The sequence below is a fragment of the Actinomadura oligospora ATCC 43269 genome, assembly GCF_000518265.1.
In the GTDB taxonomy this organism is placed as follows: domain Bacteria; phylum Actinomycetota; class Actinomycetes; order Streptosporangiales; family Streptosporangiaceae; genus Spirillospora; species Spirillospora oligospora.
The window spans coordinates 146,662-167,300 of record NZ_KI912412.1; the positions used below are offsets into that span (position 1 = coordinate 146,662).

The 20,639-nt window shown below is 71.7% G+C and carries 19 protein-coding genes and 1 tRNA gene; 7 read left to right on the forward strand and 13 right to left on the reverse strand.

From position 1 onward, the window contains the following. On the forward strand, nt 1–438 hold the full coding sequence (locus P696_RS0140720; protein WP_245628008.1) for a universal stress protein: 438 nt from the start codon (nt 1–3) through the stop codon (nt 436–438). Nucleotides 439–488: 50 nt separating this feature from the next. After that, nucleotides 489–1,340 carry a hypothetical protein gene (locus tag P696_RS51560; protein WP_157430233.1) on the forward strand — a complete coding sequence of 284 codons (852 nt, stop codon included), beginning with the start codon at nt 489–491 and terminating at the stop codon, nt 1,338–1,340. Between the two features lie 39 nt (nt 1,341–1,379). Here P696_RS51560 and P696_RS51565 read toward each other — a convergent pair whose 3' ends face one another. The 3 genes from P696_RS51565 to P696_RS0140740 all read right to left on the reverse strand — a co-directional run bounded on the left by P696_RS51565 (nt 1,380) and on the right by P696_RS0140740 (nt 3,529). After that, nucleotides 1,380–2,000: a hypothetical protein gene (locus tag P696_RS51565; protein WP_051469025.1), complete on the reverse strand. Its 621-nt coding sequence runs from the start codon at nt 1,998–2,000 to the stop codon at nt 1,380–1,382. A 226-nt stretch (nt 2,001–2,226) separates the two neighbouring features. Further along, the gene (glnII, locus tag P696_RS0140735) at nt 2,227–3,246 is read right to left on the reverse strand and encodes a glutamine synthetase (protein WP_026416822.1); all 1,020 of its coding nucleotides are present in this window, start codon (nt 3,244–3,246) and stop codon (nt 2,227–2,229) included. A gap of 211 nt (nt 3,247–3,457) precedes the next feature. Then, nucleotides 3,458–3,529 (reverse strand) — tRNA-Val (locus P696_RS0140740). 265 nt (nt 3,530–3,794) lie between these two features. Here P696_RS0140740 and P696_RS51570 point away from each other — a divergent pair. The 3 genes from P696_RS51570 (at nt 3,795) to zwf (ending at nt 7,732) form a co-directional block, all read left to right on the forward strand. Then, nucleotides 3,795–5,225, forward strand: a complete 1,431-nt coding sequence (locus P696_RS51570; RefSeq protein ID WP_064744324.1) for a sugar porter family MFS transporter — start codon at nt 3,795–3,797, stop codon at nt 5,223–5,225. 96 nt (nt 5,226–5,321) lie between these two features. Then, a complete protein-coding gene (locus P696_RS0140750) occupies nt 5,322–6,263 on the forward strand; it encodes an aldose 1-epimerase family protein (protein WP_051469028.1) in 942 nt (313 codons plus the stop codon). A gap of 62 nt (nt 6,264–6,325) precedes the next feature. Then, nucleotides 6,326–7,732: a glucose-6-phosphate dehydrogenase gene (gene zwf, locus P696_RS0140755; RefSeq protein ID WP_026416824.1), complete on the forward strand. Its 1,407-nt coding sequence runs from the start codon at nt 6,326–6,328 to the stop codon at nt 7,730–7,732. Between the two features lie 63 nt (nt 7,733–7,795). Here the strand turns inward: zwf and P696_RS0140760 are convergent, their stop codons facing one another. Further along, nucleotides 7,796–8,701 (reverse strand): proteasome assembly chaperone family protein, encoded by a 906-nt coding sequence (locus tag P696_RS0140760; RefSeq protein ID WP_026416825.1) that lies wholly within the window; start codon nt 8,699–8,701, stop codon nt 7,796–7,798. Between the two features lie 221 nt (nt 8,702–8,922). Continuing rightward, entirely contained in the window at nt 8,923–10,677 is a 1,755-nt protein-coding gene (locus tag P696_RS51575; RefSeq protein ID WP_051469030.1) for an alpha/beta hydrolase-fold protein, read from the reverse strand. 228 nt (nt 10,678–10,905) lie between these two features. Between P696_RS51575 and P696_RS0140770 the strand changes: the two genes are divergently transcribed. Further along, nucleotides 10,906–12,078, forward strand: a complete 1,173-nt coding sequence (locus P696_RS0140770; protein WP_034489603.1) for a saccharopine dehydrogenase family protein — start codon at nt 10,906–10,908, stop codon at nt 12,076–12,078. Nucleotides 12,079–12,102: 24 nt separating this feature from the next. On the opposite strand, the gene P696_RS0140775 is transcribed toward P696_RS0140770, so the two are convergent. The 5 genes from P696_RS0140775 to P696_RS0140795 all read right to left on the reverse strand — a co-directional run bounded on the left by P696_RS0140775 (nt 12,103) and on the right by P696_RS0140795 (nt 14,612). Beyond that, the gene (locus P696_RS0140775; protein WP_026416827.1) at nt 12,103–12,447 is read right to left on the reverse strand and encodes a hypothetical protein; all 345 of its coding nucleotides are present in this window, start codon (nt 12,445–12,447) and stop codon (nt 12,103–12,105) included. A gap of 236 nt (nt 12,448–12,683) precedes the next feature. Continuing rightward, entirely contained in the window at nt 12,684–13,145 is a 462-nt protein-coding gene (locus tag P696_RS0140780) for a peroxiredoxin (protein WP_026416828.1), read from the reverse strand. 163 nt (nt 13,146–13,308) lie between these two features. Continuing rightward, nucleotides 13,309–13,734 (reverse strand): DUF3052 domain-containing protein, encoded by a 426-nt coding sequence (locus tag P696_RS0140785; protein WP_026416829.1) that lies wholly within the window; start codon nt 13,732–13,734, stop codon nt 13,309–13,311. 205 nt (nt 13,735–13,939) lie between these two features. After that, nucleotides 13,940–14,347: a YjbQ family protein gene (locus P696_RS0140790; RefSeq protein WP_026416830.1), complete on the reverse strand. Its 408-nt coding sequence runs from the start codon at nt 14,345–14,347 to the stop codon at nt 13,940–13,942. A 61-nt stretch (nt 14,348–14,408) separates the two neighbouring features. Then, complete coding sequence (locus tag P696_RS0140795) at nt 14,409–14,612, reverse strand: DUF1918 domain-containing protein (protein WP_026416831.1); 204 nt, start codon at nt 14,610–14,612, stop codon at nt 14,409–14,411. A 368-nt stretch (nt 14,613–14,980) separates the two neighbouring features. Between P696_RS0140795 and aceE the strand changes: the two genes are divergently transcribed. Beyond that, nucleotides 14,981–17,755 (forward strand): pyruvate dehydrogenase (acetyl-transferring), homodimeric type, encoded by a 2,775-nt coding sequence (gene aceE / locus P696_RS0140800; protein WP_026416832.1) that lies wholly within the window; start codon nt 14,981–14,983, stop codon nt 17,753–17,755. A 281-nt stretch (nt 17,756–18,036) separates the two neighbouring features. Here aceE and P696_RS0140805 read toward each other — a convergent pair whose 3' ends face one another. The 3 genes from P696_RS0140805 to P696_RS0140815 form a co-directional block, all read right to left on the reverse strand. Further along, complete coding sequence (locus P696_RS0140805) at nt 18,037–18,414, reverse strand: VOC family protein (RefSeq protein ID WP_026416833.1); 378 nt, start codon at nt 18,412–18,414, stop codon at nt 18,037–18,039. A gap of 94 nt (nt 18,415–18,508) precedes the next feature. Further along, a complete protein-coding gene (locus P696_RS0140810; RefSeq protein WP_026416834.1) occupies nt 18,509–19,219 on the reverse strand; it encodes a helix-turn-helix transcriptional regulator in 711 nt (236 codons plus the stop codon). A 153-nt stretch (nt 19,220–19,372) separates the two neighbouring features. Further along, complete coding sequence (locus P696_RS0140815) at nt 19,373–20,401, reverse strand: PHP domain-containing protein (protein WP_026416835.1); 1,029 nt, start codon at nt 20,399–20,401, stop codon at nt 19,373–19,375. Nucleotides 20,402–20,639: the final 238 nt, after the last annotated feature.

Below are 20,639 nucleotides of genomic sequence, written 5' to 3' on the forward strand. Positions count from 1 at the left end.
GTGTTCGAACTGGCCACGGACGGGCCGAAGGTCATCGTGTGCGGTGTGGACGGCTCCGACCCCTCCCTGCACGCGGCGGCGTACGCCTGGGGGCTGGCCCGCAGGTCGGACGCCCACCTGGTGCTCGTGTACGCGGTGGCGGTCGCCGCGATGTCCACGCTGACGCCCGGCGGCGCGGCCGTCGTGCGCGAGGCGTCCGAGCAGGTCGCCGAGGAGATGCGGGCCGAGCTGGAGAAGGCGGCCGAGCGGGCGCGCGTCTCCTACGAGTTCCGCCGGGAGCCCGGCGACCCCGCCTCGGTGCTCACCAGGATCGCCGACGAGGTGCGCGCGGACGCCGTGATCGTCGGCGCCTCCGCGCAGGCCGGTCACAGGCTGATCGGGTCGGTCGCGGTCCGGCTGGTCCGCGCCGGACGCTGGCCCGTGACGGTCGTCCCGTGAGCGACGCGATCCCGGGTGCGCGGCCCGCCGTCCGGGTAGATGATCTCCAAGTGGCGGACCTGACGCGAGGGGACGGGATGGACGAGCCGTACCTGACCGAGGTGGGCTGGACGAACGGCGTCCTCCGGCTGCGCGGGCGGGTGCCCGGCGTCCGGGTCGCCGCCTCCGACCTGGTGGTCCTGGTCCGCGAGCGGGACGGCGAGCGGGTGCTGCCGGTCACCGTCGAACCCGCGCACGACGACGAGGGGACGGCGTTCGACGCGGGCGTCGACCTCGCCACGGCCCTGGCCGGCGCGACGCTCCCCCACGGCGTGTGGGACCTGGACCTCGCCGTCGAGTCCCCGGACGGCGCGCGCGTCACCCCGCTGCGTCCGGGCACGGCCGTCCCGCTGGACGGCGTCCCGCAGCGGCGGTTCCTCCCCGGCTCCACCCCGGTCACGGTGTACTTCGACCGGCACGGCCAGCTCGCCCTGGACGTCGGCGGCGAGCCCCGCACCGCCGGGGACTGCCAGGCCGACACGCTGACCTGGAACGACCGGGACGAGGAGCTGATGATCAGCGGCCACCTCGTCCTGCCGGGCACGACCCTGGTGACCGCGTGGCTGTCGCTGCGCGACCCGCACACCGCCCGCGAGTACGACGCGTTCGTCCGGATCGGCCAGGTGGACGGCCTGTTCACCTACACGGCCGCCGTCCCGCTGACCCGCTCGTTCATCGACGACCCGCTGCCGCGCGGACGCTGGGGCGTGCACCTGGTCATGGGCGTGTCCGGGATCCACCGCGAGTTCCGGGTGCTGGCCCCGGCCGAGCCGTTCCAGCACCAGGTCCGGCGGCGGCTGGTCCCGACCCGCGTGTCGACGACCCTCGCCCCCGACCCCCTCGTGATCACCGTCGGCCGCTGAACCTCCCCGTCCTGACCTCCGCCCTCGCGGGCCGTCCGGTCAGGGGTCGAAGAGCGGCGGCGGGCCGATCATGGACGCCGCCGCGGAGATCACCGCGACGACGGCGACGCCGCCGCACAGGTTGAGCGCCGCGGTCGTCGCGGTCGCCTGGATCGGGCCGCCCACCAGCGGCGGCAGGGCCGTGACCAGCAGCACCAGCAGGCCGCCCGACCAGAGGAAGGCTCGGACGGGCCGCCGCGCGGTCGCCAGCAGGATCTGCACGAGCGCGGTGAGCTGGAGCGTCACGGCGGCGGAGCAGATGGCGTAGGCGGTGCCCGCGCCGCCCGGGCCGAGCGTCCGGTCCACGAAGGACGGGACGGGCACACCGGACATCATCCGGATCACGTAGGCCGAGCCGAACGCCAGGATCCCGGTCACCAGGGCCGAGCCGAGCCCGACCAGCCAGATCCTGCGGGTCGCGACGTCCGCGTCGTCGAAGGAGTCGTGCAGCGCGGCGAAGTCGGCGTACCGGGCGGGCGGCCTCCTCGCGGGACGCACCGTCTCGCGGCAGCGGAAGGACCTCCGCCACGCCTGCGGCGGGGGAGGTCCCCCCGGACGCGCGCCGCCCCGTCCCGGCCGTCCGCCGCCCGCGGCGGACGGCCCGCTCGGCGTCTCCGCCATGTCCCCTCCCCCCGCTGCGGATGCCTGAGTGCTACCCGGGGCGACCTGCGCGGACTCCCGGCCGAGTAACACTTTGCGGTCATTTGGCAACCGTGGGGCGACGCGCCCGGGGACGGACATAAGGAACGGCCGAGGGCCCCGCGCGACGGATCGCGGGGCCCTCGGCCGGGAGGATCGGGAAGATCGGCCGCAGAAGGCTCAGATCGACCGGCTCAGATCGGCCGGATCAGACCTGGCCGGCCTTCTCCAGCGCCTCGCAGCAGGTGTTCACGAGCAGGCGGGTGACGTTGTAGGGGTCGATGTTGGCGTTCGGACGCCGGTCCTCGATGTAGCCCTTCTTGTCCACCTGGACCTGCCACGGGATCCGGACGGACGCGCCGCGGTCGGAGACGCCGTAGGAGTAGACGTTCCAGGGGGCGGTCTCGTGCAGGCCGGTCAGCCGCTCCTGGATACCCGGGCCGTACCCGGCGATGTGCTCCTCGATCTTGCCCTCGGCGCCCATCGACTCGCAGGCGGTGATGATCGCGTCGTAGGACTCGCGCATCGCCCTGGTGGAGAAGTTGGTGTGCGCGCCGGCGCCGTTCCAGTCGCCCTTGGCGGGCTTGGGGTCGAGCGTCGCGGCGACGTCGAAGTCCTCGGCGATGCGGTACAGCAGCCAGCGGGCGAGCCACAGGTGGTCGGAGACCTCCAGCGGGCCGGCCGGGCCGATCTGGAACTCCCACTGGCCGGGCATGACCTCGGCGTTGATGCCGGAGACCTTGATCCCGGCCTCGAGGCAGGCGTCCAGGTGGGCCTCGACGATGTCGCGGCCGAAGACCTCGTCCGCGCCGACGCCGCAGTAGTACGGGCCCTGCGGGGCGGGGAAGCCGGTCTCGGGGAAGCCGAGCGGGCGGCCCGCCTGGAAGAAGGTGTACTCCTGCTCGATGCCGAACCAGGAGTCCTGCTCGGCGTACCGCTCGGCGACCGGACGAAGCCTGGCCCGGTTGTTGGTCGGGTGCGGCGTGCCGTCCACGAGGTACACCTCGCACAGCACCAGCTTGTTCTCGCCGCCGCGGATCGGGTCGGGCACGCACAGGACCGGCTTGAGCACGCAGTCGGAGTTGTCACCGGGGGCCTGGTTGGTGCTGGAGCCGTCGAAGCCCCAGTCCGGAAGCTCGGCGCCGTCGGCGAGGATCCGCGTCTTGGACCGGAGCCTCGCGGTGGGCTCGGTGCCGTCGACCCAGATGTATTCGGCCTTGTAGCTCAACGTCTCCTCCATCCGCCGGCCCGGTTCGTCCGGACGAGAAGAACATCGCAACAGGGCATTTCGGACCTGTTGCCCATTTGTGAACGGCATGTTAAAACGCACCTGACCTGCGCAAACACCCCTGAGAGCCCGGTCACACCCGGCCCGGGACCCCCGCCGAGGACGCCGAAGGCCCCGCCTTCGGAGGGAAGACGGGGCCCGAACGTGGAGGTGGGCGCGGCAGGTTTCGAACCTGCGGCCACCCGCTTGTAAGGCGGGTGCTCTACCCCTGAGCTACGCGCCCCGGCCGAGGACGGACGCCCTGGCGACCGGGCAAGCGTACCCGGTTCGCGGGGACTAACGCGAAACGGTTTCCCTCAGCTCAGGACCCCGCCGGAGCGTCCCGGGCGGTGTTCTCGCTGGGATTCCTTGACCGGCTCTGGGGCGTCCGCACAGGGCCGGAAGGGGAAGATCGCCATCAAGAGGGCGATCCATCGGTTTCACCTCCGTCCGGAGGATTCCCGACGTCCACGGGCGCCCGCGCGTCCTTCTCCTCCGCGAGGTGAGCCATGACCGCCGGATTCGCGAGCGCGCCGGTCACGCACGGGCCGGAGATCGAGCGGCTGCCGCTGCACGCCAAGCGCAGGGTGGCCTTCTGGACGTTCTGCGCGGCGCTCGGCGGCTGGCTGTTCGGCTACGACACCGGCGTCGTGTCCGGCGCGATGCTGTTCATCCGGCACGAGTTCCACCTCGGCCCGTTCATGCAGGGCGCGGTCGTCAGCGTCCTGCTGCTGAGCGCGGCGATCACCGCGCCGTTCGCGGGCCGGCTGGCCGACCGGATCGGACGCCGGCGGTCCCTGCTGCTGATCGCGGTGATCTTCATCGTGGGGCTCGGGCTCGCGTCGCTCGCGCCGAACGTCGGGACGCTGCTGCTGGCCCGGTTCATCCTGGGCTTCGGCGTCGGCGGGGCGTCCGCGCTGGTGCCGGTGTACCTGTCCGAGCTGGCCCCGACCAAGGTCCGCGGGAGGATGGTCTCGACCAACCAGCTCATGGTGACGCTGGGGCTGCTGTCGTCCTACATCGTGGACCTGCTGCTCTCCGACTCCCAGAACTGGCGCGGGATGTTCGCGTTCGGCATCATCGGCGCCGTCCTGATGCTGGCCGGGATGAGCGTCGCGCCCGAGACCCCGGCCTGGCTGGAACGGCACGGCCGGGACGAGCAGGCCCGCCGGGTGGTCGGCGAGTACATCCCCGCGGAGCATGTGGACAAGGTCATCCAGGGCTACGGCGGGGCCCGCGAGGAGTCCGGGAAGACGCTGTCGATCCGGGAGCTGTTCGCCTCCCCGGCCATCCGCCCGGCGCTGATGATCGGCCTGACGCTGGGCGCGCTGCAGCAGCTCTGCGGGATCAACACGATCATGTACTACGCGCCGACGATCATGCAGAAGACCGGGCTGAACGCGTCCAACGCCCTCGTCTACTCGATCATCATCGGCGCGATCAACGTGCTGGTCACGCTGGTCGCGATGCGCCTCACCGACACCCTCGGACGGCGGCGGCTGCTGATCGTCTCGGTGAGCCTGATGGCGCTGGCGACCGTCCCGATGGGGCTCGCCTTCACGACCCTGTCCGGGAACGCCTCCAGCGTCACCGCGCTCACCTCCACGCTCGTCTACATCATGGCGTTCGCGATCGGCCTCGGGCCGGTGTTCTGGCTGCTCAACTCCGAGATCTACCCGCCGGAGGCGCGCGCCGAGGCGGCCGGGCTGGCCACCATGGTCAACTGGCTGGCCAACTTCGTCGTCAGCCAGGCGTTCCTGCCGCTGTCGGACGCCCTCGGCCAGGGCCCGACGTTCTGGGTGTTCGGCGTGGTCTGCGTGATCGCCCTCGCCTACATCGTCGCGCGCGTCCCGGAGACCAAGGACCGCACCTTCCAGCAGATCGACACCGAGATCCGGGGTATGCACCGCCCCACCGAGCGCGTCGGGCAGAGCGCCTGACCGGAACACCGGCCGGAGGGCCCGGCCCAGCGCCTCGGCGACCACACCCGAGCGACCACATCCGAGCGGTCACGTCCAGAGGAGGAACGTCCCGCGATGAGCACATCAGCAGTCGAGACCAGCCGGGGCGGGCTGGCCGTGACCGGCGAGCAGTACACGATCTCCGCCGGGCCCTACCGGGCGGTCGTGACCGAGGTCGGCGCGGGCCTGCGCGAGCTCACCCACGACGACGAGCCGCTCGTCCTCAGCCACGGCGAGGACGAGGTCGCGCCCGCCGCGTTCGGCCAGCTGCTGATCCCCTGGCCGAACCGGGTCGACCAGGGCCGCTACACCTGGGACGGCGAGGAGCACGTCCTGGACGTCAACGAGCCGGAGTTCGACTGCGCCATCCACGGCCTGGTCCGCTGGGCCACCTGGCGCGAGGTCGAGCGCGCGCCCGACCGGGTCTCGCTCGCGACCCGGCTGCTCGGCTCCCCCGGCTACCCGTTCCGCCTGGACGTCACGGCCGAGTACGCCGTCCACGAGACGCACGGCCTGACGGTCACGGTGACCGCCGGGAACCACGGCCGCGCCGCCGCGCCGTACGGGCACGGCGCGCACCCGTACCTGTCGGTGGGCGAGCCGATCGACGAGTGCGTGGTCCAGATCCCGGGCGACCGGTACCTGCCGGTGAACGACCGGATGATCCCGCCGGGTCCGCCGCGTCCGGTCGAGGGGACGGGGTACGACCTGCGCCGGGGGCGGAAACTCGGCCCGCTGGAGATCGACCGCGCCTTCACCGACCTGCACCGCGACGACACCGGGCGCGCCTGGGTGCACCTGTCCGGGGTGAACCGCCGGACCTCGTTCTGGCTCGACCGGACGCATCCCTGGCTGGAGGTCTACACCGCGGACAACGTGCCGCCCGAGCTGCGGCGGAAGGGTCTCGGCGTCGAGCCGATGACCTGCCCGCCGAACGCGTTCGTGAACGGCGTCGACCTCGTCCGGCTGGAGCCCGGGGCGTCGCACACCGGCTCGTGGGGCATCCTCGCGGGCTGACGCGCCGGAACCGCCCGCGACGACGAAGGACGACCAGGAAGGACGAAGGAGGACGCACCGTTATGAAGACCCCGAAGCGCGCGGACGCGCTCGCCCTGTTCGGCATCACCGGCGACCTGTGCCAGAAGATGATCTTCCCTGCGCTGTACCGGCTGACCGAGCGCGGCCTGCTGGACGTCCCGGTCGTCGGCGCCGCCTACTCCGACTGGGACGACGAGGGGCTGCGCTCCCACGCCCGGACCTGGATCCAGGCGGCCGTCCCGGACTTCGACGAGCGGGTCTTCGCGAGGCTGGCCGAGCGCCTCAGCCTCGTCACGGGCGACTTCAAGGACGGCGCGACCTACTCCCGGCTGCACGACCGGCTGCGCGAGGCGACGCGCGGCGGCGGGTTCGTCAGCCACTACCTCGCCGTCCCGCCCTCGCTGTTCACCCGGGTCGCCGAGTCGCTGGCCGCCGAGGGGCTGAACGAGAACGCCCGGCTCGTCGTCGAGAAGCCGTTCGGCCACGACCTGGCCAGCGCCGACGCCCTGAACGCCGAGCTGACCCGGTTCTTCGACGAGGACCACCTGCTGCGCGTCGACCACTTCCTCGGGGACGTCGCGGTCGAGGGCATGAAGGCGGCCCGGTTCGCCAACGAGCTGCTCGCGCCGCTGTGGAACCGGGACCACATCGCCAACGTCCAGATCGACCTGCTCGAGGACTTCGACGTCGCCGACCGCGGCTCGTTCTACGACGCGGTCGGCTGCGTGAAGGACGTCGTCCAGAACCACATGCTCCAGGTGTTCATGTTCCTGGCGATGGAGCCGCCCGCCTCGTCCGACCCCGAGGCGGAGCAGGAGGAGAAGCACCGGGTGCTCCAGGCGACGCGCGAGATGGACCCCGCCGACACCGTGCGCGGCCAGTACCGCGGTTACCTGGACGTCGAGGGCGTCAAGCCCGACTCCCGGACCGAGACCTACTTCGCGACCCGGGTATGGGTGGACAACTGGCGCTGGCAGGGCGTCCCGTTCCTGCTGCGCAGCGGGAAGGCCCTCAGGACGACCTCGACCGAGGTGGTCGTGGAGATGAAGACCCCGCCCGTCACGCTCTACCCGGACCGCGAGGGCAGGCCCGCGCCGAACCTGATCAGGTTCCACATGGTCCCCGAGGCGGCCATGACGGTGGAGATGGTGGTCAAGCAGCCCGAGAGCGGCGAGCCGTCCGAGCCGGTGCCGCTGCGCGTGGACTTCGCCGACGTGTACGGACGCGTCGAGATGCCCTACGAGAACATCATCGAGGGCGCGATCACCGGGGACCAGACGTACTTCGCGTCCCTGCCCGTCGTGGAGGAGTGCTGGCGGATCGTCGAGCCCGTCCTGAACGCCACCGACGTGCCCCTGCCGTACGAGCCGGGCTCGTGGGGCCCGGACGCCGCCGCCACGCTCCCCGGCCCGGACGGCTGGCACGACGTCACCCCGCGCGAGCGCTGACCCGCGGCTCCCCGGAACCGGCCGGCCGCTCCACCGGAGCGACCGGCGGGTCCGGGCGGGCGGTCACGGGGTGTCGGGACGGTCCTGCTCGGCGAGGAAGCGCTCGAACTGCGCGCCGAGCTCGTCCGCGGTCGGCATGTCCTGCCGCTCGGCGAGCAGCGACTCGCGCTCGGCGGCGCCCGCGAACGCGTCGTACTGCTGCTCCAGCGCGGTCACGACCTTCTCGACCTCGGCGTTGCCCGCGACCTGCTCGGCGATCTCGGCGTCGGTGTGGACGGCGGCCTCGCGCAGCCCGTCGGACGGCAGCACCAGGCCGGTGGCCGCGACCACCGCCTCCAGCGCGGCGACGGCCGCCGCCGGGTAGGCGGACTGGGCGAGGTAGTGCGGGACGTGCACGGCGAACCCGACCGCGTCGTGGTCGTGCTCGCCGAGCCGGTACTCCAGCAGCGCGGCGGCGCTGCCCGGCACCTGCACCTTGTCGAACCAGGACGTCCGCGTGATCAGGTCGGGACGGGTCGCGTGCGCGGTCAGCCCGACCGGGCGGGTGTGCGGCACGCCCATCGGGATGCCCTGGAAGCCCACGGTCAGCGCCACGCCGAGCCGCTCCACCAGCGACCGGACGGCCTCGGCGAAGCCCTCCCACTGCCGGTCCGGCTCGGGGCCGGTGAGCATCAGGAACGGCGTGCCCACCTCGTCCCCCAGCAGCCGGACGACCAGCTCGGGAGCCTCGTACGCGGACCAGTGGTCGCGGTCGAAGGTCATCAGCGGGCGGCGGGCCCGGTAGTCGAGCAGCGCGTCCACGTCGAACCGGGCGACGACCCGGCCGTCCAGGGAGTCGAGGAGGTGCTCGCGGACGAGCTGTCCGGCCTGCCCGGCGTCCACGAAGCCGTCGAGGCTGTGCAGCAGCACCGGCCCGGTCATCTCGGGCAGGTCCGCGTCCAGCTCGTACAGGTCCTCAGGGTTCAGCAACGTCTCCCCCACATCTTCCTGTCGGTCGTGCCAACACTAGGACATGGGGACTCCCATCCCGCCTCGCGATGTGATCGTCGTCGCATCTCCGCACGACAGCGTTACCCGATCGACGGCCTCCCGCGCCGGGCGGACGGCCCGCCGCGCCGGACGGCACCACTCCTGCGGGGAGCGGTCCGTCCGGCGCGGCGAACGGTTGATCAACAGCGGCGTCCCCCGCCTCAGCGCGGCAGGCCCACGTGCTTCTCCGGCGGGACGATCACCCCTCCCGAGGCGCTCAGGCGCGGCGTGGCGCGCGGTCCGCGCCACGCGGCCACGTCCGTTCCCTTGGGCGCGTGCCGCGCGACGTGGTCGGCGTAGATCTGGAACCACTCCTGCGCCGTGTAGGGCGACCAGCCGTGCTGCTTGGCGCGTCCGTACACGAAGGCGAACCCCGAGGACGGGTTCGCCAGGGCGTCCGTGCGCTGCTGGAACAGCTCGACGGCCGTGTTCAGGAAGTAGGTGTCGGTATCCCCGACGTACACAAAGACCTTCCCCTGGAGTTTGGGCCCGAGCGTCGGCCACTCGGCGGCGACCTTGGCGGACAGGTCCATCGCCGTCCAGCCCGCGCTCACCGAGTGATCGATCGTCCCTGACGCCTTGTCCCAGGCCAGAGCCGGGTAGCCGTCCTTGCCCCGGGGGCTGAACAGGGCCTCCCACATGGCCCAGGAGCCGCCCGAGCGGTCCTTGTCGCCGCGGGCCAGCTCCCAGAGGTTCTCCTGCGCGTTGACGTAGTTGGTGTCGCCCGCGACGTTCCGGCTGTCCGGACGCGGCGTCCGGTCCCATTCGCGGACGGTCTCGTAGGCGTTCCCGTCGCCGTACACATTGACGATCTGCTCCCGGCGCAGGTCGACGGGGTCGGGGTAGCCCGCGAACGCGCCGCCGTAGACGTCCGGGTAGAAGACCTGCCCGGCCAGCGCCATCCAGCCGCCGGTCGAACCGCCGCTGGTGAGGCGTCCGTACGGCTCGGCGATCGTGCGGAACCGGGCGTCGATCGCCGGGATCAGCTCACGCGTCGTGGCCTGCCCGTAGGGCCCGAGGTTCGGGGTGTCCACGGCGTAGGACGTGTCGTAGAACGGGTTCTCCTCGCGGAGCTCGACGACGATGAAGCGCGGCGCCGCGTCCGAGAGCCACCACTTCGAGAACGCGTTGCCGCCGTCCTCGCGGAAGCCGCGCGGAGCGTTCGTGGTGAAGTGCCCGAAGTGGTATTCGACGGGGTAGCGGACGGACCCGTCCGGGTCGTATCCGGCCGGGAGCAGGATGTTCGCGCCGATGTAGATCGGCCGCCCCCAGAACCTGGACAGCGCCGGGCTCTGGATCTTGACGTGCTTCACGTGCGCCGAGTCGGCCGGATTCCCCTGCTGGCAGGTGCCGCCCGCCGGGACCGGCTGGGACGGCGTGATCAGGTGGTCGAGGGTCAGATCGACCGTCCCGCCGTGCGCCGGGTCGATGTCCACCCAGCGCGGGCTGCTGGAGAAGTTGCCGGGCGAGTCGAACAGGTCCATGCCGTCCCCGCAGGGCATGTGCATCTTGACCGTCGAGCCGTCGCCGCGCCTGAACGTGTCGTAGGTGTTGAAGAACGCCTGCACCGAGTACCGCCCGGCGGGCAGCGACGCGATGCTCTTGAGCGGGTACCCGTACGTCCCGCCGCCCGCGTCCAGGACGACGGTCCCGCCGGGCCGGACGCCGTCGACGTTCCGTCCCCAGAACGGGACTCCGCCCGTGATGTCGATCTGGTCGCGCGGCTCGGAGTCCCCCTTCCGGGAGACGATCACGTAGGCGCGGCCGTCCACGGCGGCCCTGCCGGCCTGCCGGGCGGCGGACGGGGAGAGGGTGACGGCGAACCGGAGCCGTCCGTGGCCGGACACACCGGCCGCGGTCGTCCCGGTCACCACGAGCAGTACGGCGCACAGCGCGCCGGCGAGCCGAGCCCGCATGGGCCCACCTCCTGTGGGGGGATGACGATCTTCCGACCGATCAATCCCCACAGAAGGAACATTCGTATCAACTGTCACGAAAGTCGGGACGACGGTTCGTGAACGTCCTCCCGGAGGCGCCCGGCCGACCACCTCGCGGGCGCGGGGGCTCCCGCGCGCACGGCGATTCGCCGCATCCGACACAATCGAGGCCAGACTCGTGGAGGGGACGCAGCCGTGACCGCAGCCATGACCGACCGTCCGTACGACCTCGTCCTGTTCGGCGCGACCGGCTTCACCGGCGGCCTGACCGCCGAGTACCTGGCCAGGCGGGCCGAGCCCGGCGTCCGCTGGGCCCTCGCCGGGCGCGACACCGCCAGGCTCGAGGACGTCCGCGACCGGCTCGCCGCGATCGACCCCACGCTCGCCGTGCTGCCCCTGCTGCGCGCCGACACCGCCGACGAGGCGTCGATCGAGCGCGTCGCCGGATCCACCCGGGTCGTGATCTCCACGGTCGGCCCGTACGTCCGGCTCGGCGAGCCGCTCGTCGCCGCCTGCGCCCGCCTCGGCACCGACTACGTCGACCTCACCGGCGAGCCGACCTTCGTCGACCGGATGTACGTGAAGTACCACGAGCAGGCCGTCCGGTCCGGCGCGCGGCTCGTGCACGCGTGCGGGTTCGACTCCATCCCGTCCGACCTCGGCGCCTACTTCACCGTCCAGCGGCTGCCCGAGGACGCGCCGCTCCGCGTGGAGGCGTTCCTGCGGGTCAACGCGAGGTTCTCGGGCGGGACGCTGCACTCCTCCGTCGGCATCTTCGCGGACGTTCCCGGCATGATCCGCGCCGAACGCGACCGCCGCCGCGCCGAGCCCGCCCCCATGTCCGGACGGAAGGTCGGCCTCGCGCGCGGCCCGGTCCCGCACGCCCGCGCCGGATGGACGTTGCCACTTCCGGTCATCGACTCCCAGATCGTCGCCCGCTCGGCCACTGCGCTCGACCGCTACGGCCCGGACTTCACCTTCGGCCACTTCCTCGCCGTGAAGCGCCTGCCGAGCGCCGTCGGCCTGGCCCTCGGCTCGGCCTGCGTCATCGCCGCCGCCCAGCTCCCGCCGACCCGCGCGCTGCTGCTGAAGCTCGGCACGCCGGGCGAGGGCCCGTCCGCCGAGCAGCGCGCCGGGCACTGGTTCAGCCTCACGTTCGTCGGCGAGGGCGGCGGACGGCGCGTCGTGACCGAGGTTTCGGGCGGCGATCCCGGCTATGGCGAGACGTCCAAAATGCTGGCCGAATCCGCGCTGTGCCTCGCCATGGACGATCTCCCGGACACCGCCGGGCAGGTCACCACCGCCCAGGCCATGGGCGACGCCCTCATCGACCGCCTGGTCAAGGCCGGCCTGTCCTTCCGCGTCCTGGAAACGTCCTGAGGACGTCCTGACGAACGCGTTCCCCTAGGTCAGCGGACGTCCGAGCACGCGACCGAGAGCCGCCGCGACCTCCTGCGAAAGGTCGGCGGCCGCCGCGGGTTCGGACGAGACGGGTTCGGGCGGCCGGTCAGCCGTATCGCGGACGGCCTCACGGGTGTGGCCGCAGTCACGGCACTCCACGTCCCCGAGGCGGCAGACGAGCGCGGCCGAGCCGCAGGACGAGCAGTGGTCGAGGGCGTCGGACCAGCCGTCCGCGGCCTGGCAGGACGGGCAGACGAGGACCTGCTGGTCGGCGAGGACCCCGCGCCGCCAGGGGCTCGCGCCCCGCGCCGGATCGGTCTGCCGCGCCCCGCAGCGGAAGCAGGGCATCACACCTCCAACGGGTGCGGGAGGCCGGGCGGACGCCCGGCCGATGCGTCAAGTGTGCGGAGTCCCACGCGACCACCGCAACCGGCGCGAGCGCGTTACCAACCGCTCGGGGACGACGCCGAAGGCGAGCCCCCGAGCGGTTGATCGCGAAGCGATGCCGCGCTCGCACGAGCTTCCGGGCCGCGTCCGAGCCTCCAGGCGAGGATGCGGAACCGGAGGCTCCGTTCAACACAGGATCACAGAGCGGCCAGGGCCTTGCGGTACTCGTTCAGGTCGCGCGCGTCCGGGATGGCGTTGACGACCGTCCAGCGGACGACGCCCTCCTTGTCGATGACGAACGTGCCGCGCCGGGCGAGGCCGCGCTCCTCGTCGAACACCCCGTATGCCTGGGCGACGCCGCCGTGTGGCCAGAAGTCGGCGAGGAGGGGGAACTCGTAGCCCTCCTTCTCGGCCCAGGCGCGCTGGGCGAACATCGAGTCGACCGAGACCGCGATGACCTGGGTCTCGTCGTCCCCGACGAGCGTGGGCAGCTCGTCCCGGATCTCGCACAGCTCGCCCGTGCACACGCCGCTGAAGGCCAGCGGGAAGAACACCAGGACGACGTTCTTCTTACCGCGGAAGTCCGACAGCTTCACCGGGGTCCCGTGCTGGTCCTTCAGCTCGAAGTCCGGTGCGACGCCGTCTACCTCGACCGCCAATGCCTCTCCCGAGGATCGACCCGCCCGGGGGGCGGGTTACTCGTCCCCGCCCATGCGAGGACCCGTCCCGCACAGTCTGCCACGGGCCCGCGCCGCCACCCGGTCCCGAGAGGACCGGAGGCGGACACGGGCCCGTGTCACGTGCGGGACAGGATCAAAGGCGTCAGCGGCCCTTCGGGGGGACGAGCTTGGTGCCGGACCAGTCGCCCGCCGCCGAGACGCTCTTGGACTGCGTCATCCCGGCCGAGGAGGCTGCTTCGTCGATGTCGCTCGGCTCGACATGGCCGTCCCGCCCCGCCTTGGGGGTGAGCAGCCACACCACGCCGCCGTCGGCCAGCAGGGCCAGGGTGTCGGAGAGGGCGTCGAACAGGTCGCCGTCCTCTTCGCGCCACCACAGCAGGACGGCGTCGGCGACTTCCTCGTAGTCCTCGTCGACGAGTTCGACGCCGGTGACGGCCTCGATGCTGTCGCGGAGCCCCTCGTCGACGTCGTCGTCGTAGCCGATCTCCTGCACCACCTGGTCCGGCTTGAATCCGAGCCGTTCGGCCAGGCTGCGCTCAGACTGCGCCTGACCCGCGGTCGCGCTCACGAAAGTCCTCCCATGGTCGATAGTCCGAACCGGGCGATCCGGGCCGCCCCCGTGGCGGTCCGTTCCCGCCCCGCGCGGGTTTTGCGGGACAGTCCACACAAGTGGAGCCCCCTCGCGCAAGTGTCTTCCCGGCATTTGGTGGCCTCATTGGCCGATTCGCGCCGGACGTCGTGACGGAACACCCACCGAGCGTAACAACCCACGCTCATCCCGCAAGGAAGGACAACCGTACCTGCCGGTCCGGGTTGTCCACGTTGAGGTCGACAAGGGCCACCGACTGCCAGGTGCCCAGTTGCAGCCGTCCGCCCAGGACGGGCAGCGTCGCGAAGGGCGGGATCAGCGCCGGCATCACGTGCGACCGGCCGTGCCCGCGCGATCCGTGCGCGTGCCGCCAGCGGTCGTCGGCGGGCAGAAGATCGGCGAGCGCGGCGAGCAGGTCGTCGTCGCTCCCCGCGCCAAGTTCCAGGACGGCCACCCCGGCCGTCGCGTGCGGCACGAAGACGTGGAGCAGCCCGTCGCCGCCCCGTTCGGCGGCGAACCGCGCGCATTCCGGTGTGATGTCCCGCACCACCTCGCCGTTCCCGGTGGTCACCTGGACCACGGTGCTCTCCATAGCCCCTGTCTACCAGGATCTGCCGTCGATCAATCACCTCCGCGACGCCGGGCCCCGCCGCTCAGTGCGGGACGGGGCGCAGGACCGCTTGCTCGACGACGGCGTCCGGGCCCGGGTAGACCGTGGCGACATGGCCGTCGGGGAAACGGCAGACGTACGGCGGGGCGCCGTCCTCGCCGTGCACCTCGACGATCTCCGCCATGGTGTCGGTCACGCCGACGTGGTTGCGGTGGATGTGCAGGCGGTCTCCGACCATGGCCTTCATCGGTACCTCCGTACTGACACCGGATTCCTCCCCGCGGGCACCGGGGTTCCTCGGTGTCTCCCTTCCACCCTGGTACGGGACGGGCCCTCCGCCAAGGGGCCGGGGTGACCGCTTCGCGGTCTTTTTACGATCGGCAAGCATTCAGTAGACCAAAAAGCGTGGAAAGGAGGATTCTCGGAGGTTACGTAGGGCGTTCCGGCGGCCAGAATGATTACCGGCCGGTAGAGATGCGTTGGTCGCGCGGAACGGCGACGATGGATCGACGACACGACTCGAACGACCAGGCGGAGGAACGTCGTCCCGCACGCGTTCACCCCGCTTCACGGACAGACTCCGAGCACAGAGACGCCGAGCGCAGAGGGGATCCCGTGGCTTCCGGACGGCAATTCTCGATCATCAGTGACGGCCTGCCGAGCCAGCTGCCGGACATCGACCCGGACGAGACCCGGGAGTGGCTGGAGTCGCTGGACACGGTCATCAAGACCGAGGGGCGGGGCAGGGCGCGGTACGTGATGCTGCGCCTGCTGGAGCGTGCCAGGGAGCTCCAGGTCGGAGTCCCCGGCCTGCGCAGCACCGACTTCATCAACTCGATCCCGCCCGAGCACGAGCCCTGGTTCCCGGGCGACGAGCACATAGAGCGCCGAATCCGCGCGTACATCCGCTGGAATGCGGCGATCATGGTTTCGCGCGCCAATCGCCCCGGACTCGGGGTCGGCGGGCATATCGCGACCTATGCGTCGGCGGCCTCGCTGTACGAGGTCGGTTTCAACCACTTCTTCCGGGGCAAGGACCACGGCGAGTCGGGCGACCAGGTGTTCATCCAGGGGCACGCCGCGCCCGGCATTTACGCGCGCGCCTATCTCGAAGGGCGTCTCCCGCAGGACAAACTCGACGGCTTCCGGCAGGAGTTCAGCCACCCGGGCGGCGGGCTCTCGTCCTATCCACACCCGCGCCTGATGCCCGACTTCTGGGAGTTCCCCACCGTCTCGATGGGACTCACCGCGATCGACGCTGTCTACCAGGCCCGGTTCAACCGCTACCTGTACAACCGCAAGATCAAGGACACCTCGCGCTCGCACGTGTGGGCGTTCCTCGGCGACGGCGAGATGGGCGAGCCCGAGTCGCTCGGCGCGATCGGCCTGGCCGCCCGCGAGGAGCTGGACAACCTCACCTTCGTCGTCAACTGCAACCTGCAGCAGCTGGACGGTCCGGTCCGCGGCAACGGCAAGATCATCCAGGAGCTGGAGTCGTTCTTCCGCGGCGCGGGCTGGAACGTGCTGAAGGTCATCTGGGGCCGCGACTGGGACCCGCTGCTCGCCCAGGACGTCGACGGCGTGCTGGTCAACAGGATGAACACCACCCCGGACGGCCAGTTCCAGACCTACACCGTCGAGTCCGGCGCCTACATCCGCGACCACTTCTTCGGCGACGACCCGCGGCTGCGCAAGATGGTCGAGCACCTGACCGACGACGACCTGCGGCGGCTGTCGCGCGGCGGCCACGACTACCGCAAGGTCTACGCGGCGTTCAAGGCCGCGCGCGAGCACGTCGGCCAGCCGACCGTGATCCTCGCGCACACGATCAAGGGCTGGACGCTCGGGCCCGACTTCGAGGCCCGCAACGCCACCCACCAGATGAAGAAGCTCACCAAGGCCGAGCTGAAGCTGTTCCGCGACCGGCTCTACCTGGACATCCCCGACTCGGCCCTGGAGGGCGAGCTGCCGCCCTACTACCACCCGGGCGAGGGCTCCGACGAGATCGAGTACATGCGGGAGCGGCGCGCCGCGCTCGGCGGTTTCCTGCCGCGGCGGGTCGTCCGGTCGAAGGCGCTGAAACTGCCCGGCGACCCGGTGTACGGCGAGCTGCGCAAGGGGTCGGGCAAGCAGAGCGTCGCGACCACGATGGCGTTCGTCCGGCTGCTGAAGGACCTGATCAAGGACGAGAACATCGGCGCCCGGTTCGTCCCGATCGCCCCGGACGAGTACCGCACGTTCGGCATGGACTCGCTGTTCCCGACGTCCAAGATCTACTCGCCGCACGGCCAGACCTACGAGGCGGTCGACCGGAGGCTGCTGCTGTCGTACAAGGAGTCCGAGCAGGGCCAGATGCTGCACGAGGGCATCAGCGAGGCGGGCTCGATGGCGTCGGCGATCGCGGCCGGGACGTCCTACGCCACGCACGGCGAGTTCATGATCCCCGTCTACATCTTCTACTCGATGTTCGGGTTCCAGCGGACCGGCGACCAGGCGTGGGCGTTCGGCGACCAGATGGGCCGGGGCTTCCTGCTCGGCGCGACCGCGGGCCGTACCACGCTGACCGGCGAGGGCCTCCAGCACGCCGACGGCCACTCGCCGCTGCTCGCCGCGACCAACCCCGCCTGCGTCCACTACGACCCCGCGTGGGCGTACGAGCTGGCCTACATCGTGCAGGACGCGCTGCGCCGCATGTACGGGGCGTCCGAGGGGCATCCGCACGGCGAGGACGTCTTCTATTACCTGACCATCTACAACGAGCCGTACCAGCAGCCCGCCGAGCCCGAGAACCTCGACGTCGCGGGCCTGCTCAAGGGGCTTTACCTGCAGCGGCCGTCCGAGCCGGGCGGGCAGGCGCCGAGGGCGCGGATCCTCGCGTCCGGCGTCGCGGGGCGCTGGGCGCTGGAGGCGCAGCGCCAGCTCGCCGAGAAGTGGGGCGTCTCGGCGGACGTCTGGTCGGCGACCTCGTGGAACGAGCTGGCCCGCGAGGCCGCCGCGTGCGACGAGTGGAACATGCTGCACCCGGACGAGGAGCAGCGCGTCCCGTACGTCACGCGGCGGCTCGGCGAGGCGTCCGGGCCGTCCGTGGCGGTGTCGGACTTCATGCGCGCCGTCCCGGACCAGATCGCCCCGTGGGTGCCCGGCGACTTCACCGCGCTCGGCACCGACGGCTTCGGCTTCTCCGACACGCGCGCGGCGGCGCGCCGCGTGTTCCACGTGGACGCGGCGTCGATCGTCCTCGCCGTCCTGACCCGGCTCGCGCGCGCGGGCGAGGTCAAGCACGAGGTGCTGCAGCGGGCGATCGAGCACTACCGGCTGAACTCCCCGGTGGACGAGGCGTTCGCGGGCGGCGTCCAGACCGCCGAGAGCAAAACGGGCGGCGAAGCCTGACGTCGCCTGGCGTCGCGCGATGTCCCGCGTCCATGATCGACGTTGGACACGCGAAGGCCCCGGGGGCGCGACCGTGCTTGGTCGCGACCTCGGGGCCTTTCCGCGTCCCCGGCCGGACGGCCCGGCACGGCACGTCCGTCCAGAGACGACGTGGCGAGGCGGGACGACCACCGGCGGAACAGCGGCCCCACGAGCACCGAGCCCGTGGTTCGAACGGCGCAGCCGTCAGACGGTGCGCACCGTCTGACGTGCGCACATCGGACGTCGGACGGCTGGAGGGGTCAGACGGTCGGGGGTGAGAAGACGCCGAAGTGGTGCCCGGCGCTGTCCTGGAGCTGGGCGATGGTCAGACCGCCGGCGTTCTTCCTCGGCGGGACGACCACCTGGCCGCCGAGCTCCTCGGCGCGCGCGACCGTCTCGGCCACGTCCCGGACCACCACATAGAAGATCGCGTAGTCGGGGAAGTGGCCGTCCGACTCCAGGATCCCGCCGGACGGCCCCTCCGCCTCCGGCGCGGTGACCTCGTGGTACTTCATCTCGCCGGACTCGTCGATCTTGAAGGACCAGTCGAACAGCTCGCCGTAGAAGCGCTTGGTCTCGTCCGGCCGCCCCGTACCGATCTCGAACCAGCCCACAGAGTTGAACGGCACATCGGCCATGGGTCTCTCCTTCGCTCTTCCGTGCTTCGGAGAGAGGTTCGCGCGGCCCCGCGACAACCCCCTGTCGGTGTTTGCGGACGAGTCGCCGAGGTTCTCAGGCGAGTTCGAGCGTCCTCGTGCGGATCTCCTTCGGCGGCTCGCCGAGCGAGTCCCACGACCGCTCGGGCGCGATCTCGTCCAGCGGGACGGCGCGCAGGAGCCGGTCGAGGCGGAACACCCGGCACTCACCGCGCAACCGGCACCATGCCAGCAGGTACCAGCCGCGATCGGCGACCGTGAACGCCTGCGGCTCGACGTCCCGCTCGGTCTCGCTGCCGAACCGGTCGACGTAGGTGATCCGGACGACCCGCCGCGCGAGCATCGCCTCCTCCAGCACCGCGTCCCGCGCGGGCCGCGATACGGCGGACTCCTCCTTGGGGACGTGGAACCGGATGCGCGACGCCAGGTCGCGGGCGGCGTCGTTGTCCGCCTCGGGCATCACCGAGAGGATCTTGTTCAGCGCCGTCCGCGCGGCCTTCGCGTACAGGCTGTCGCCCGCGCGGCCCAGGCAGATCGCCAGCGCCACGGCCTCGCTCGCGGTGAAGTTGACCGGCGGCAGCGTCCGCTCCTTGTCGAGCGTGTACCCGCCGCCACGTCCGACGTCCGCGTAGATCGGCACCCCCGCCTGCTGCAGCGCGCCGATGTCACGCTCGATCGTCCGGACGCTCACCTCGTAGAGTCCTGCCAGCTCCCGGGCGCTGCGGCGGCGCGGCGCGCTCGCCCGCAGTTCCTCCACCAGCGCATACAACCGGTCAGTGCGGTTCACCCCTCCGACCGTACGCACCCCCACCGACAAAACCGACCCCAGCGCGGCGCGTCAGCGCCCGGGGCGGGTCAGCGGTCGGGGTGGGTCAGCGGTCGGGGTGGGTCAGCGGTCGGGGCGGGTCAGCGGTCGGGGCGGGTCAGCGGTCGGGGTGGGTCAGCGGTCGGGGTGGGACCAGGCCAGGAGGTCCTCGACGGGGAGGGCGTTGACGACGCGGTCGGCGGGGATGCCGCAGCGGGCGGCGCGGTCGCAGCCGTTGGGCAGCCAGTCGAGCTGTCCGGGGGCGTGGGCGTCGGAGTCGATCGAGAACGTGCAGCCCGCCTCGACCGCGAGGCGGAGGAGGCGTTTGGGCGGGTCGAGCCGCTCCGGACGGCTGTTGATCTCGACCGCGACGTCATAGGCGGCGCAGGCGTCGAAGACCAGCCCCGCGTCGAACTCCGACTCCGGACGCAGGCCGCCGCGTCGTCCGCCCGCCTTGACGATCCGTCCGGTGGCGTGACCGAGCACGTTGACCTGCGGGTTCGCGATGGCCTTGACCATGCGCTCGGTCATCGCGACCCGCTCCATGCGCAGCTTCGAGTGGACGCTGGCGACCACCACGTCCAGGCGTTCGAGCAGGTCGGGCTCCTGATCGAGGGAGCCGTCCTCCAGGATGTCCACCTCGATGCCGGTGAGGATCCGGAACGGCGCGAGCTCGGCGTTCAGCTCCGCGACCACGTCGAGCTGGCGGCGCAGCCGCTCCGCCGACAGGCCGTTCGCGACGCTCAGCCGAGGCGAGTGGTCGGTCAGCGCCATGTACTCGTGGCCGATCGAGATCGCGGCCTCGGCCATCTCGCGGATCGGGGAACCACCGTCCGACCAGTCCGAATGCAGGTGCAGGTCGCCCTTCAGCGCGGCCCGCAGCCGTCCGGCGGCCTCGTCCACGGGCTCGCCCTCGGTCGCCTCCAGCCGCCGCAGGTAGACCGGCGTCTCGCCGTGCAGCGCCTCGCTGATCACCAGGGCCGTCACCTTGCCGATGCCGGGCAGATCGCCGAGCGTTCCCTGCTCAGCACGGCTCTCCAGCTCGTCCGGCGGGATCCCGTCCACGAGGTCGGCGGCCTTGCGGAACGCGCGCACCCGAAACGTCGGCTCCTGCGCACGCTCCAGCAGGAAAGCGATCCGCCGCAATGCCTCAGCAGGCTCCATACCTGGAATCTAGCCCCCGCACGCACCCCCGAATCCCACTCGGCGCGCCCTGAGGTCTCTGCGCGCCTGGTCGCAGGTACGGGACGCCGCACGCACTGGCTCCAGCCCCACAGAGGACGGACCGCGGGGCACAGTCAGAGGGCGGCGGCGCTGGCGACCGGGTGGAGTCGGCGAGGCCGCTCAGCCGGCGCTGGCCGCCGCAGTTTGGGACGACCCGGAACTCGCCCCCACATCGAGG